General features: G+C 60.5%; 12 protein-coding genes. 6 read left to right on the forward strand and 6 right to left on the reverse strand.

Annotated features, from left to right (window positions below):
- Positions 1-203: 203 nt before the first annotated feature.
- Positions 204-1355 carry a macrolide transporter subunit MacA gene (gene macA, locus G9Q84_RS24795; protein WP_122681425.1) on the forward strand — a complete coding sequence of 384 codons (1152 nt, stop codon included), beginning with the start codon at positions 204-206 and terminating at the stop codon, positions 1353-1355.
- Between the two features lie 3 nt (positions 1356-1358).
- Positions 1359-3317 (forward strand): MacB family efflux pump subunit, encoded by a 1959-nt coding sequence (locus tag G9Q84_RS24800; RefSeq protein WP_032885760.1) that lies wholly within the window; start codon positions 1359-1361, stop codon positions 3315-3317.
- A 117-nt stretch (positions 3318-3434) separates the two neighbouring features.
- On the opposite strand, the gene G9Q84_RS24805 is transcribed toward G9Q84_RS24800, so the two are convergent.
- Complete coding sequence (locus G9Q84_RS24805; RefSeq protein ID WP_181644240.1) at positions 3435-4103, reverse strand: response regulator transcription factor; 669 nt, start codon at positions 4101-4103, stop codon at positions 3435-3437.
- A 141-nt stretch (positions 4104-4244) separates the two neighbouring features.
- Positions 4245-5489 (reverse strand): methionine gamma-lyase, encoded by a 1245-nt coding sequence (locus tag G9Q84_RS24810; protein ID WP_032885763.1) that lies wholly within the window; start codon positions 5487-5489, stop codon positions 4245-4247.
- 123 nt (positions 5490-5612) lie between these two features.
- On the opposite strand from G9Q84_RS24810, the gene G9Q84_RS24815 reads away from it, so the two are divergent.
- On the forward strand, positions 5613-6083 hold the full coding sequence (locus tag G9Q84_RS24815) for an Lrp/AsnC family transcriptional regulator (RefSeq protein ID WP_032885766.1): 471 nt from the start codon (positions 5613-5615) through the stop codon (positions 6081-6083).
- Between the two features lie 96 nt (positions 6084-6179).
- Positions 6180-6617, forward strand: coding sequence for a carboxymuconolactone decarboxylase family protein (locus tag G9Q84_RS24820; RefSeq protein ID WP_032885767.1), 438 nt, complete (start codon positions 6180-6182; stop codon positions 6615-6617).
- 3 nt (positions 6618-6620) lie between these two features.
- Here the strand turns inward: G9Q84_RS24820 and G9Q84_RS24825 are convergent, their stop codons facing one another.
- Entirely contained in the window at positions 6621-8783 is a 2163-nt protein-coding gene (locus tag G9Q84_RS24825) for a TonB-dependent siderophore receptor (protein ID WP_181644241.1), read from the reverse strand.
- A 239-nt stretch (positions 8784-9022) separates the two neighbouring features.
- Here G9Q84_RS24825 and G9Q84_RS24830 point away from each other — a divergent pair, with 239 nt between their 5' ends.
- A complete protein-coding gene (locus tag G9Q84_RS24830) occupies positions 9023-9433 on the forward strand; it encodes an SRPBCC family protein (RefSeq protein ID WP_032885770.1) in 411 nt (136 codons plus the stop codon).
- A 628-nt stretch (positions 9434-10061) separates the two neighbouring features.
- Here G9Q84_RS24830 and G9Q84_RS24835 read toward each other — a convergent pair.
- Together G9Q84_RS24835 and G9Q84_RS24840 are read right to left on the reverse strand one after the other, a co-directional pair.
- Positions 10062-11453, reverse strand: coding sequence for a sensor histidine kinase (locus G9Q84_RS24835; RefSeq protein WP_032885772.1), 1392 nt, complete (start codon positions 11451-11453; stop codon positions 10062-10064).
- Entirely contained in the window at positions 11431-12114 is a 684-nt protein-coding gene (locus G9Q84_RS24840; protein WP_010564812.1) for a response regulator transcription factor, read from the reverse strand. The genes G9Q84_RS24835 and G9Q84_RS24840 overlap by 23 nt, the downstream gene beginning before the upstream one ends.
- Before the next feature lie 313 nt (positions 12115-12427).
- Between G9Q84_RS24840 and G9Q84_RS24845 the strand changes: the two genes are divergently transcribed.
- A complete protein-coding gene (locus tag G9Q84_RS24845) occupies positions 12428-13333 on the forward strand; it encodes a hypothetical protein (RefSeq protein WP_032885773.1) in 906 nt (301 codons plus the stop codon).
- A 223-nt stretch (positions 13334-13556) separates the two neighbouring features.
- On the opposite strand, the gene G9Q84_RS24850 is transcribed toward G9Q84_RS24845, so the two are convergent.
- Positions 13557-14465: a MurR/RpiR family transcriptional regulator gene (locus tag G9Q84_RS24850; protein WP_032885775.1), complete on the reverse strand. Its 909-nt coding sequence runs from the start codon at positions 14463-14465 to the stop codon at positions 13557-13559.
- Between the last annotated feature and the right edge of the window lie 13 nt (positions 14466-14478).

The raw sequence follows: 14478 nt of genomic DNA on the forward strand, positions 1-14478 counted from the left end.
GGCGACCGCAGATCAAAATCAAGAGCGCGGCGGCCTTAGAGCCGACCGGTTTATTGAGTCGAACTGCTTTCACAGGTGGGAGGGGGCTTGCCCCCGATAGCGATCTTTCGGTGTGCATATCCATTCCTGCAGAAACGGATATGTACCCAATCAAAAAAAGCCCAACCCAATAGGCCGGGCCAAACCACTTTCTATGGTCATCTATGCAAAACTCTAAATTCCGCAAAATCGGCATATTCACCGTACTGGCCGTAGCCATCAGCCTAATCATCTACACCGTCCAGGCCCCGGCCGACGCACCGCTGTACCTCACCGCCACTGCCGAACGTGGCGACATCGAAAACGCCGTCCTGGCCACCGGTCTACTCGAAGGCATCAAGCAAGTCGACGTCGGCGCCCAAGTCTCCGGCCAGTTAAAGTCACTCAAGGTCAAAGTGGGCGACAAGGTAAAAAAGGGCCAATGGCTCGCCGAAATCGACCCGTTGATCCTGCAAAACACCCTGCGCAAAGCCCAAGTGGATGAGGAAAATCTCCAGGCCCAGCGCCGGGCCACGGCGGCTCAGCTCAAGCAGGCCAAGTCGGTGTATGAACGCTACAAAGGCTTGCAGGATGACGAGTCGGTATCGCGCCAGGACTTTGAAGATGCCGAATCGACCTTCCAAGTGCAGCAGGCCAATCTGTTGGCCCTGGATGCGCAGATCAAAAGCGCACATATCCAGATCGACACCGCCAAGATCAACCTGGATTACACCCGCATCAATGCGCCCATCGACGGCGATGTCGTGGGCATCGTCACCCAGGAAGGCCAGACGGTGATCGCCAGCCAACTGGCGCCGGTGCTGCTCAAGTTGGCGGACCTGGACACCATGACGGTCAAGGCCCAGGTGTCGGAGGCGGATGTGATTCATATCAGCCCCGGCCAGCAGGTGTATTTCACCATCCTCGGTGAAGCCGACAAACGCTACTACGCCAAGCTGCGCGGCACCGAGCCGGCGCCGCAGAACTTCCTTGAAACCCAGACTGCCGGCACGCCCAAGCAGAACACAGCGGTGTTCTACAACGCGTTGTTCGATGTGCCCAACCCCGACCATCGCCTGCGCATCGCCATGACCGCCCAGGTGCGTATCGTCCTCGACACCGCCCAGGCCGCGTTGATGGTGCCGGTGGCGGCGCTCGGGGCGCGCAATAAGGACGGCAGTTACGCGCTGCGGGTGCTGGATGCCAAGGGCAAGGCGGTGTCCCGTGATGTAAAAACCGGCATCAACAACAACGTCAAGGTGCAGATCCTGGAGGGCTTGGCCGAGGGCGATAAAGTGGTGATCGGTGATGCGTCGCCTGCTGTGGCGGGGAACTGACGGATGAGCCAGCCACTGTTGGAACTCAAGGGCATCACCCGCAGTTTCATGGCCGGCGAGCGTGAATTCATTGCGCTCAAGGGTATCGACCTGACGATTCAGGCCGGGGAAATGATCGCGATTATCGGCGCGTCCGGTTCCGGTAAATCCACCTTAATGAATATCCTTGGCGGCCTGGATTACGCCACTGCCGGCAGTTACAAGATCAATGGCATCGAAACCCGCTCGTTGGGTGATGAACAACTGGCGGAACTGCGCCGCGATTATTTCGGGTTCATCTTCCAGCGCTACCACTTGCTGGCGCACCTCAGTGCTTTGCACAACGTGGAAATGCCGGCGATTTACGCGGGCACCCCACAGACTCAACGCCACAGTCGCGCACGGGAGTTGCTCGAACGCCTGGGGCTGGCCAGCCACACCACCCACCGTCCCAGCCAGTTGTCGGGCGGGCAGCAGCAACGGGTGAGTATTGCCCGGGCCTTGATGAATGGCGGTGAAGTGATCCTCGCCGACGAACCCACCGGCGCCCTCGACACCCACAGCGGCAAGGAGGTGATGCGTATCCTCGCCGAGCTGCACGCGGCCGGGCACACGGTGATTATCGTCACGCACGATCCCAAGGTGGCGGCGAATGCCCAGCGTATTGTCGAGGTCTGTGACGGCGAGATCATCAGTGACAAGGCCAACACCCGCAGTGGACTGGACGCGCCTGCCGAGGCGCCGATAGAGCCCCGGCGCAGCGGCGCACGGCGGTTGGTGGCGAGCCTTGGGTTGTTCAAGGAAGCGTTCAACATGGCCTGGGTCGCGCTGGTGTCCCATCGCATGCGCACCTTGCTGACCATGCTCGGCATTGTCATCGGCATCACCTCGGTGGTGTCGATCTCGGCCATCGGCGAAGGCGCCAAGCGCTATGTGCTCAAGGACATCCAGGCGATTGGCAGCAACACCATCGATATCTTTTCCGGCACCAGTTTCGGCGACAGCCGCGCCTCGGCCATCGAAACCCTGATGCCGTCGGATGTGGACGCGTTGAACCAGTTGTACTACGTGGACAGTGCCACGCCGGTGGTGGGCCGCAGCCTGTTGCTGCGCTACGGCAATATTGATCTGGATGCCCAAGTCAATGGCGTCAGCGACCGCTACTTCAAGGTCAAGGGGCTGAAGCTTGAAGCCGGTATTGCCTTCAGCGAAAGCGATGCACGGCGCCAGGCCCAGGTGGTGGTAATCGACCACAACACCCGGCACCGTCTGTTCGGGCCGAACGTGGACCCGTTGGGCCAGGTGATCCTGGTGGGCAACCTGCCGTGCACAGTGATTGGCGTGACGGCCGACAACAAAAACATGTTCGCCGCCAGCAAGGCGCTCAACGTGTGGGTGCCTTACGAAACCGCGGCGGGGCGTCTTTTAGGCCAGCGCCATTTGGACAGCATCACCGTGCGCATCAAGGACGGTCAGCCGAGCAAGGTGGTGGAAGACAACGTCAACAAGCTCATGCTGCAACGCCACGGCACCAAGGATTTTTTCACCAATAACCTCGACAGCATCATGCAGACGGTGCAGAAAACCAGCCGCTCCCTGGCGCTGCTGTTGTCGTTGATCGCAGTGATTTCATTGCTGGTGGGGGGGATTGGCGTGATGAATATCATGCTGGTGTCGGTCACCGAGCGTACTCGTGAGATCGGTATTCGCATGGCAGTGGGCGCGCGGCAGTCGGACATTCGTCAGCAGTTTTTAGTGGAAGCGGTGATGGTGTGCCTGATCGGCGGCTTGATTGGTATCTCGCTTTCCTATGCGCTGGGGTTTCTGTTTTCGCTGTTTGTGAAGGAATGGGAAATGGTGTTTTCGGTCGGCTCAATCGTCACAGCCTTCGCCTGTTCGACGCTGATCGGCATTGTGTTCGGCTTTGTGCCAGCGCGGAACGCGGCGCGGCTGGACCCGATTGAGGCATTGGCCAGGGACTGATTTCTGTTGGCCGGTGAAGATCAAGTGTGGGAGGGGGCTTGCCCCCGATGAGGGACTGTCAGTTGATGCATCTATGGCTGACACACCGCTATCGGGGGCAAGCCCCCTCCCACCGGTTTAACTGGTGACGTCGTCCGTGGAATACATCCAGCGCAACAACGAATGCCGTCCGCTGATCCCCAGTTTGATCGCCGCCCGCTTGAGGTAGCTTTCAATCGTGTTGACCTTCAATGCCAGTTGCTCCGCCAACTCCGGCGCCGTCCGCCCGGCCAGCAGGCCCACACACACTTCCAGCTCGCGGTTGGACAGGGTCAGGCCCGATTGCACCAGGCGTTCTTCAATGCGTCGGCGCAGGGTGTCGATGCCCTGGTTTTGCGGCTCCCTCGGATCGCTGTCCTGGCGGCAGGGCTGGATCGCGGCGATGTGTTTTTCCACCATCGGCAGCAGCAGGGTGGAGAAGTCCTGCAGCATGCTGCGCTCCTGAGGCGAAAAGCTTTCGGACTGGTGCGAGCGGTACACCGACAGCACGTAGCGCACGTCGTCTTTGCGGCGTGTGAGGTGCAGTTGTGCGGCGGGTTGTGCTTCGCCCAGGGCCGCCACCGAATCGGTGTAGACCGGGCTGATCTTGCGGCGGGTGTGCCCTTCGGGGCTCACCCGCATTTGGGTGATATGGGTGGCGTCCACTGCCAGTTGGGTGAGAATCAGGTCATGCAGCATGCGTGGGAAATGGCGACTGCCGGTGCTGGCGATGACCTTGCCTATATGTGGGAACAGGTTTGAGTTCATCAGTTCGTCCATGAATGTCGAGTGCAGGACGTATGCTAGTACAGCCTGGCGGCGGGATGGGGATCCAATTGGGAAAAAAACCAGATTAAGCACGGCCAACGGCGGCCGGACCTGTCCGACCGCCGTCAGGGCAAAACAAACTCATCTCACCGCATGCGCCGCCATCAGCGTTCGGCGCGGCAAGGCGCGCGTGCATGTGGCCAGTGCTTGCTGCACATCCGCCAGCAGGTCGGCAACGTCCTCAAGCCCGACCGATAAACGCACCAGGCCTTCGCTGATGCCGTGGTGCGCGCGCTGTTCCGGGGTGTAGGTGGAATGGGTCATGCTCGCCGGATGCTGGGCCAGGGATTCAGCGTCGCCGAGGCTGACCGCGCGGGTGAACAGCTTGAGGGCATTCATGAAGCGCCGACCGCTATCGATCCCGCCTTTGAGCTCGAAAGCAATCATGCCGCCCGACTGGCTCATTTGCCGCGCCGCCAGTTCGTATTGCGGGAAAGAGGGCAGCCCCGGATACGTGACCCACTCCACCGCCGGGTGCGCCTGCAACGCTTCGGCCACGGCCTGGGCGTTGCTGCAGTGGCGGTCCATGCGCAGGGCCAGGGTCTTGAGCCCGCGCATCAGCAGCGACGCATCCTGGGGCGACATCACCGCGCCGGTCAGGTCCTTGAGGCCTTGCAGGCGAATGCGCTGGGCCGTGGCCAGGTTGCTGACGGCGATGCCGGCGGTGATGTCGCCGTGGCCGCTGAGGTACTTGGTGGCCGAGTGCACCACCACATCGGCACCCAGTTCCAGCGGGCGTTGCAGGTACGGCGTGCAGTAGGTGTTGTCGATCACCACCGTCACATTTGGCTGTTGATGGGCGAGGGCGGCCACGGCTGTGATGTCCACCAATTGCAGGGTGGGGTTGGCCGGGGTTTCACAGTAGATCATACGAGTGGCAGGGCTGAGCGCCGCTCGCAGGGCGGCCAGGTCGGTGAGGTCCACATGGCGCACCTTGATGCCGAACTCGCCGATACCGTGATGCAGCAGGGCGAAGGTGCAGCCGTAGAGGGTCTGGCTGACAATCACCTCATCGCCTGGCCGCAGCAGGGTCCAGAACGTCGCGGCAATTGCGCCCATGCCGGAGCTGAACGCCACTGCCGCCTCGCCGTTTTCCAGGGTGGCCATGCGCGATTCCAGCAGCGCCAGAGTCGGGTTGGAAATGCGGGTATAGAAGTGGCCGTCGGCTTCGCCGGCAAAACAGGCGGCGCCGTATTCGGCAGTGGGAAACGCAAACGTGGCCGACAGGTAGGTCGGCGGCACGAGCGCGCCGTGGTGGTCCTTGGGGTCGTAGCCGTGGTGGATGGCGCGGGTAGAAAAGCCGAATGCATTATGTTTATTGTTCATGTCGGGCGCTCCTTATTTCCTACAATGCTATGCTCATAACCAAGGCTGAATTTTCCAAACTTTGCCGACAAATCCCGCGTTAAGGGATGAAAAAACCCTAAAAATAATGAACAGAGGCAAATCATGCCCGTCACCTTGGACCGCACCGACAAAGCGTTATTAAACGCCCTGCAAGGCAATGCCCGTTTAACCGTGGCCGAACTCGCCGAACGCGTGTCCCTGACCACGTCACCGTGCTGGCGTCGGGTCCGTCACCTGGAGGAGAGCGGGGTGATCAGCGGTTACCAGGCGATTCTTTCGCCCAAGGCGCTGGGGTATGGGGTGACGGCGTTTGTCAGCATCATGATGGAAAGCCACACCCAGGATATCGCCCGGGCGTTTGAGCAGCGGTTGTTGGAAATTCCGGAAATCGTGGCCTGTCATAACGTATCGGGGCGCTATGACTTTTTGCTCGAAGTGGTCGCCAAGGACTTGGAGTCGTTTGGCGAGTTTGCGCGGGAGGTGTTGCAGACGCTGCCGTGCGTCAAAGAGATCTATTCGAGTTTTTCTTATAAGTCGGTGCGGCCGTTGCGGGTGATTCCGTTGCCGGGCTGATGCATTGGCTACCTGATCTTCCCCGGAATTGGATATTCCTGACGGCCGCGACGGTGACTAACCTAGCCACCAATCCCACCGTTCTGGAGTTCCACCATGCAATCCCGTACCGACTTCTACACCGCTTCCCCGGACGCCATGAAAGCCATGCTTGCCCTTGAAGCGGCGGTCGGCAAACTCTCCATCGAGTTGCCGTTGCTGGAATTGATCCGCCTGCGTGTGTCGCAGATCAACGGCTGCGCCTTCTGCCTGGACATGCACACCGCCGATGCCCGCAAGGGCGGCGAAACCGAGCGTCGCCTGTACACCCTGTCAGCCTGGCGTGAAACGCCGTTCTTCACCCCCCGTGAACGTGCGGCGCTGGCCTGGGCTGAAAGCCTGACGCTGATCAGCCAGACCCACGCTCCGGACGAAGACTTCAACGTGCTGGCCGCTGAATTCAGCGCCCAAGAGCAGATCGACCTGAGCGTGGCGATCGCGACCATCAACAGCTGGAACCGTCTGGCGGTGGGTTTTCGCAAGATGCCCAAGTAAGCGTCAGAAGTTGACTGAGGCACTCAGGCGCGCCGTCAGTGGCGCGCCTTGGAAGAGATAGTCATCGCCCATGTACTCACCCGCGTCGCGCCAGTAGCGCTTGTCGAACAGGTTGTCGACGCTCAGGCGGAACACCGTCTCGTAGCCGTCGACCTTGGTGGTGTAGCGGCTGCCGACGTTGACCACCGCATAATCTCCCACCTCCACATTGCCGCTGCGGTTGGCGTACTTCTTGGCGCTGTATTGCACGCCGCCGAGCACCGCCAAGCCATTCACCCACGGCAACGCATAGTCGGCGTAGACACTGGCGCGCAGCTTCGGCACGTTGATCGCCTGATGCGCTTCGTATTGCGGCGTGCCGCTGCCGGTCACCCGTGCGCGAATCGCCGCCACGCTGGTGGAGATTTGCAGGCGTTCAGTGGCCCAGCCGTTGGCCGAGAGTTCTAATCCGCTGTTTTTCTGCTCGCCCTGCTGCACATAGGTGAAGTCGCCGGCAGCACCGGGCTTTGCGTACTGGTAGGCCTGGCGGGTCTGGAACACGGCAGCGGCGAAGCTGATGCGGCGCCAGTCGTATTTCACCCCGGCTTCGATCTGGCGTGAGGTGGTGGGTGCCAGGGTTTCAGCAGCGTTGGTGGCGAACCACGGCGCGGTGCCGCCCAGGGACAGGCCCTTGCTGTAGCTGGTGTATAGCGAGAGGTTTTCAATGGGTGTGTAGATCAGCGAAGCCTGGGGCAGGAACACGTATTGCTGGGTATGGCGTGTCTGGTCGCCGCTGACAGCGTCGAAGGATTTTTCATCCAGGCGCACTTCGCGGCCACCGAGGATGGTTTGCCATTGCTCATTGAAACGGATGCGGTCGGTGACGAACACGCCGTATTGGCGGCTGTCGAGGTTGCGGTGGCTTGGATTCAGCGGTTTGTCGGTGGGGGTGAACGTTGGCGTGTCTTCGTCGATGTTGCTGGTGCCGATGTACTCGTTGACCGGGTTGCGCTTGTCGATCACCCGACGGAATGCGCTGGTGCCGAAGGTCAGCTCATGGCCGATGCCTGCGGTGTCGAACAACCCGGTCATGGCCGCCTGCACTTCGTCGTCGCGGCGGGTGTCGTCGGGGCTGCGGTAGTCGTAGACGTCGTAGTTTCCTTCGGGGCTGAAGGTGTTCGGCACGCTTGAGGTGCAACTGGTCGAGCCATAGCAGCCCCAGGCGAACGAGCTGTAATCATCGATCACCACCTTGCTGCGCGCGGCGCTGACGCTGCCTTTCCACTGGTCGCTGAAGCGGTATTCAAACCTGCCGTTGAGGTTCAACGAGTCGATGCCGACTTGCTTGGAGCCGCTCTGGTGACCCAGCAGTTTTTTCGGCGAGGCGTCGTGGGGCACTTGAGTGCCGCCCAGTAACTGGTAGCCCGGTACCGAGCGTTGTTGCTTGTTCTGGTATTCCGCGTCCAGTTGCAGCACCGCGTCGGGGCTGATGTTCCAGTCGAAGGCCAGGGACACAAAGTCGCGCTGGCCGTTGGCATGCTCCACGTAGGAATTGAGGTCTTCATGGGCGACGTTGGCGCGCAGCCCGAATTGCTGCTCGCTGCCAAACCAGCCGCCGACGTCGGTGGCGATATAGCCACTGCCGCGGTCATCGGTGGACACCGTGACCGAGCGCACATCCTCAGGGCGCTTGGTCACGTAGTTGATCACGCCACTGGGCTCGGAAATCCCGCTTTGCAGGCCGGCCAGGCCCTTGAGCACTTCGACCTGTTGCTTGTTTTCCAGGGCCACGTTCTGTTCGCCGGTGATGGTGCGCCCGTTGATCTTGTAACTGCTTGCCGCATTCAGCGAGAAGCCGCGCACCACAAAATTTTCGTAGTAGCCGATGGGCGCATAGCTGTCGCCTACCGAGGCGTCGTTGCGCAGCACCTCACTGAGCAGTCGCGCTTGCTGGTCCTTGATCAGGTCGGCGTTGAACACGCTGATCGACGCCGGGGTTTCCAGCAGCGGTGCTTCAGTGAAGCCGCCGACCGAGGCGGTATCGGCGCGATAACCGGACTCATCCTGGCCCTGAACCTTCACGGCCGGCAGTTCGATCTCTGCCGCGAGGCTGTTGCCAACACCGCCGCTGAGCAACAGGCCGAGGGCGAAACGTGAACTAACGACGGGACGAAAACGCAAAACCATGGGGGCAGGGCCTTAAAGCGCAGGGCGGGGGGCGCATAAGCTAGGCATTACGGCGCGGTTTTACAAGTTATCGAGAATGGTTCTTTCACCTCACCCGCAACGGTGGAAGCCGGCTTAGGGATTAGATTTCAGCAAGAACGCCTAAGGTGTTGTGTTCGCCGCTGCTTGAGGGAGTTGATGCATTGAGGCGTGTGGCGTGGCAGTCTGGACGACGTTTTCCTACGACTTGGAGATTTACCGTGGCAACAGCATCTGCAGTGATTGAAATCCCGGTATCGGCCGACACGGTCTGGCAATTGGTTGGCGGCTTCAACAGCCTGCCGGACTGGTTGCCGCTGATCGCCAAGAGCGAGCCAGGCGAAGGCGGCCGCTTGCGTCACCTGACCACTGGCGACGGTGGTGTGATCGTAGAACGTTTGCAGACCTTTGATAACGTGGCGCGCACCTACAGCTACACCATCGAGGAATCGTCATTTCCTGTGACTGCGTACCTGGCGACGTTGCAGGTCGAAGCGCTGAGCGAATCGTCGGCGAAGGTAACCTGGTCGGGCGTATTCACACCGGCGGCGGGCACCACGGATGCTGCGGTCGAAGAGTTATTTGCCGGGGTTTACAAGGGCGGGGTTGAGGCGCTGCGGGCGAATTTCTGACCTCATGAGCGGGCTTCTGTAGTGAGCGGGCTTGCCCCGCGCCGGGCTGCGAAGCGGCCCCAATCAACGCACCGCGTAGTATCAGGCAGCGCCCGGGTCGCCTGGTTTGGGGCGGCTTCGCCACCCAGCGCGGGGCAAGCCCGCTCACCACAGATAACTGGCACTACAGACAACTGTCACCACAGATAACTGTCGCCATAGATAACTGTCGCCATAGATAACTGTCGCCATAGATAACTGTCATCACAGACAACTGGCACTACAATTTGCCGGGGTTTACAAGGGTGGTGTTGAGGCGCTGCGGGCGAATTTCTGACCTCATGAGCGGGCTTCTGTAGTGAGCGGGCTTGCCCCGCGCCGGGCTGCGAAGCGGCCCCAATAAGCGCACCGCGTAGTGTCAGGCAGCGTCCGGGTCGCCTGGTTTGGGGCGGCTTCGCCACCCAGCGCGGGGCAGGCCCGCTCACCACAGATAACTGTCACTGCAGGCAACTGGTACTACAGACAACTGTCACCACAGATAGCTGTCACCGCAGACAACTGGCACCACGGAATAGCTGGTACAGCAAGATAACGGGTACAGCAGAATAATGAATGGCGCACCACAACACGCACATTCACTCGGTTAAGGCTATTCGGGCATAAGCTGTTGGCGGCACTCCAATACCAAACGCGCGCCCCCGCTTGCACTGCTGCCTACTTCCAACTTGAACCCATGCAAGTTGATGATCGCCGCCACAATCGACAAGCCCAACCCGAACCCACCTTGTTGGTCGCTCTCATCCACGCGATAAAACCGTTGGAACACTGCTTTGCGTTCCGCCGCCGGTATGCCCGGCCCGGAGTCGTGCACTTCGATTCGCGTGCTGCCGCCATCGTTGACCGCGCGCAAAATCACTTCGCCTCCCGCAGGGGAGAATTTGATTGAGTTGCTCAGCAGGTTGGCCAGGGCTTCGAACAGCAGTGCGCGATCGCCGGTGATCCACGGCAAGGATTCCGGGGTGTCGAGCACTAGATGCAGTTCGCCTTCTTCGGCCAGGGGCAGGTAGAAGTCGTGCAACTCGCGCAGCAGCGGCAGTGGGTCCATCACCAGAAAGCCTGAGCGGCGCTGGTGGTCTTCAAGCTCCGAGATACGCAATAGCCCGCGAAAGCGCGCCATCAGGGTGTCGGTTTCGGCGATGGCGTCGTCCAGTTGCAATGCATGCGCCGACTCGGCTTCGGCCTGCTGCTTGATGCGGTACAACTGCGCGCGCAGGCGAGTGAGCGGGGTGCGCAGGTCGTGGGCAATGTTGTCGCACACACCCTTGACCTCGTTCATCAGCTTCTCGATGCGGTCGAGCATGGCGTTGACGATGGCCGCGAGCATGTCCAGTTCGTCACGGCGGTTGGACAATGGCAAACGGTGGGTGAGGTCGCCGGCGACGATGGCTTCGGCGCTGGCCTGGATCCCGCGAATCCGCCGTAACGGACGGCGGCGCAGCAAATGCCAGCCGGCAGCGCCGGGGATGATCGTCAGGGACAATGCCCACAGCAATGCATGCCAGATGATCCGCGTCACACCAAACAGCGAACCGTTGGCGCGCACCAGCACCAGCCAGCGGCCTTCGTCGGTGTGGGTGGCGACGGCGTCGCAGCTGTCCTTGGGCAGTTTGGGATCGTCGGAGTCGACGCAATTGGTCAGGGTGTGGATCTTGCCGTCCAGGGGCAAGTCGGGTGGTATCGCGCGGATCGGCCCGCTCAAGGGTCGAAATTGTTCGTCGAACAGGCCGTAGGCGTCCACGCCCTTCATGTCGAAGGTCATGCTGGTGGTCAGCGCCTCCACCAGTTCTTCACCGTCGAAACGCTGGAACAGGTGCTGGCGCTGCATCAGCGAGTGGCGCGAGAGGTCGCTCAGGTAACCGGAGACTTCGTAATACAGCACCCCCATGAGGATGCAACTCCAGGCCACGAACAGCGAACTGTACAGCGCCAGCAGACGGCTACTGGAAGAACGCCAGCCCTTAGAGGGGTTCAGCAATGACATAACCGGAACCTCGTACCGTGCGGATCAGCGGCGTGAGGCCCGGTGGATCGATTTTCTTGCGCAGGCGGCCGATGTGCACGTCGATCAGGTTGGTGCCTGGGTCAAAGTGATAGCCCCAGACTTCCTCGAAGATCATCATCCGCGACAGGATCTGCCCGGTGTTGCGCATCAAAAATTCCAGCAGTTTGTATTCGGTGGGCAACAGGCTCAGGGGCTGATCGGCGCGACTGGCTTCGCGGCTGATCAGGTTGAGTTCCAGGTCGGCCACGCGCAGGGCGGTCTCGAACTCCTTGACCGTGCTTTTGCGGCGCAGCAGCACTTCGACGCGGGCGGCCATTTCATCGGAGGCGAACGGCTTGGTCAGGTAGTCATCACCCCCGGCGCGCAGGCCGCGTACGCGTTCGTCGACATCGGAGAGGGCGCTGATCATCAGGATCGGCGTCGACACCCCAATGGTGCGCAGGGTGGTGACGATGGCCAGGCCATCGAGTTCGGGCAGCATGCGGTCGAGGGTGATCAGATCGTAATCACCACTCACGGCGCGGACCAGGCCTTCGCGGCCGTTGTCCACCCAATCTACGTCCAGTCCATGGCTACTCAGCTCGGCGACGATCTCGCGGGCCGTTACGGCGTCATCCTCGATGGTCAAAATGCGGGTCATAGGATTACCTGGTGAGCGATTCACACTAGAAGTGGGGGCATTTTGCCAAGAAATGGCTGAACGCTTCCTAAATAAAACTTCATGTTTCTGAACCTCACCCTGTTTCCACGATTGGCGCTCATAAAGGGGGGCAGGGCTTGCATAACGCCCGCTGGTGAAAGCCCTATCTTGCAACTTGCATGGTTCGGTTAAGTTCAATCGAGTTAACGTGTTGAATTTTAACGATTTTAATTTTATTACTCGCTGGCATGGTGCCTGCACTGTCCCTTTTGAGACTTGTAACACTATTTTTCCTGCCGGGAGCAAAACAACAATGATCACATCCTCATCCACGCTGCAAGAGTCGAGCACGCTCTCCGGGGTTTCCTGGGGGGCTATTTTTGCAGGGGCCGCGGCGGCAGCTGCGCTGTCGCTGATTTTGGTACTGCTGGGTTTCGGCCTGGGCTTTTCGGCGGTGTCGCCGTGGGCCGATAGCGGTATCAGTGCCAAGGGGCTTGGCATTTCCACCATTGTCTGGCTGGCGTTTACCCAGATCGTTGCGTCCGGCTTGGGTGGCTATATCGCCGGCCGGTTACGTGTGAAGTGGGCCGGGATGCATGGCGACGAGGTGTACTTTCGCGACACAGCACATGGCTTCCTGGCCTGGGCGGTAGCCACGTTGGTTACCGCAGTGCTGGTGGTCGGTTCGGTCAGCAGTGTTGTCAGCGGTGGCGTCAAAGCCGGTGCCAGCGTGGCGGCGGGTGCTGCCAGCGGAATCACTCAAGCGGCGGGCAGTGCGGCTAAAGGCGTGAACGGCGGCGACTTCGACTATTACGTCGACAGCCTATTTCGCGATGACCGCCCGGTTGCCGTCAGCGATGACGCGGCCCACGGCGTAGTCGCCCGCATCTTCACCCGCACCCTGAGCAACGACGGCCAACTGGCCGCTGAAGACCGCGCCTACCTGGCCCAGTTGATCAGCCAGCGCACCAACCTCAGCCAGGCCGACGCCGAAGCGCGTATCGACAAGGTTTACGGCGATGCCCGTAAAGCCGTCGAAGACGCCAAGCTCAAAGCCAAACAGGCTGCTGATACCGCCGCCAAGGTCGCCGCTTACACCTCGCTTTGGACCTTTGTTGCCCTGTTGATCGGTGCGTTCTTTGCCAGCTTCGCTGCGACCTTTGGTGGTCGTCGTCGCGATGCCGTGGTGTACGTCGAAACCGAAAACTACGTTCGTTAATTCAAGGAGAACAACATGCGCTCATTACTGCTTTGGTTCCTCGGCGTGCCGATCCCGGTGATCATCCTGATCGCGATTTTCATGCACTGATCCGGACCCAGCTCGGTCCATTGTGGGAGGGGGCTTGCTCCCGATAGCGAAGTGTCAGTCGACAGCAACATCGACTGTTCCAACGCCATCGGGGGCAAGCCCCCTCCCACATTTGCTTTGCGGTGTTTGATAGTCAGTCGTCGAACCCGACTTGCTCGTGAATTTCGTCCACCTTCAACTCCAACCGATACGCCACCGCAATAAACAGCGCCTGGCACAGGCAGAGGGTCGCGCTCAATGAGCGGAAGGCAAACGACGAACCTTCATTCACCAACAACACTGCGTTCGCCCGCTTGGCCAGGGGCGACAGGTTGCTGTCGGTGATGATCAGGGTCTTTGCCTGGTGGTGTTGCGCAATGCGCAGGCAGTGCTGGGTCTCTTTGCCGTAGGGCGTGAAGCTGATGGCGATCACCAGATCATTGGCGCGCACGCTGCGCATCTGCTCGCGGTAGCTGCCGCCCAGACCCGAGATCAGATGGATGCGCTTGTTGGTGTGCTGCAGGTTGTAGACCAAGTAATCGGCCACCGCGAACGAACGGCGAACACCCACCACGTAGATATTGTCGGCATTGACCACCAGGTCCACGGCCTTGTCGAACGCGACGTCATCCAACTCCAGCCCCAGACGCTCAATACCCGACAGCGTGGCGTTGACGCATTCGCGCGCCAGGTCGCCGCCGCTGGCCTTCTGGGATTTGTTGGCAATCATGCTGCGAATGCGCTGCTGGTAGTTCTGTACCGGCGTGGTCTTGTGGGTGTAGGCCTCGCGAAACAGTGCCTGCATTTCGCTGAACCCACTGAAGCCGAAACGCTGGGAAAACCGCACGATCGCCGAGGGATGCACTTCGCATTCGCGGGCGATGTCGCTGATGCGGTCAACCATGATGCGGTCGCTCTGTTGGCTCATGTAGCTGGCAATGCGCTTGAGTTGCCGAGGCAGGCTTTCATATTCGTCGGTGATCAGCTGCAACAGGCGTTCGGCATTGACCGGAGGGCTGGCGAGAGGGGCTTCCAGGGTGGTCTCGGGATCGGTGCGGGACATGGGCAATCCTTCT

Origin of the sequence: Pseudomonas sivasensis (assembly GCF_013778505.1) — a bacterium.
Taxonomy (GTDB): domain Bacteria; phylum Pseudomonadota; class Gammaproteobacteria; order Pseudomonadales; family Pseudomonadaceae; genus Aquipseudomonas; species Aquipseudomonas sivasensis.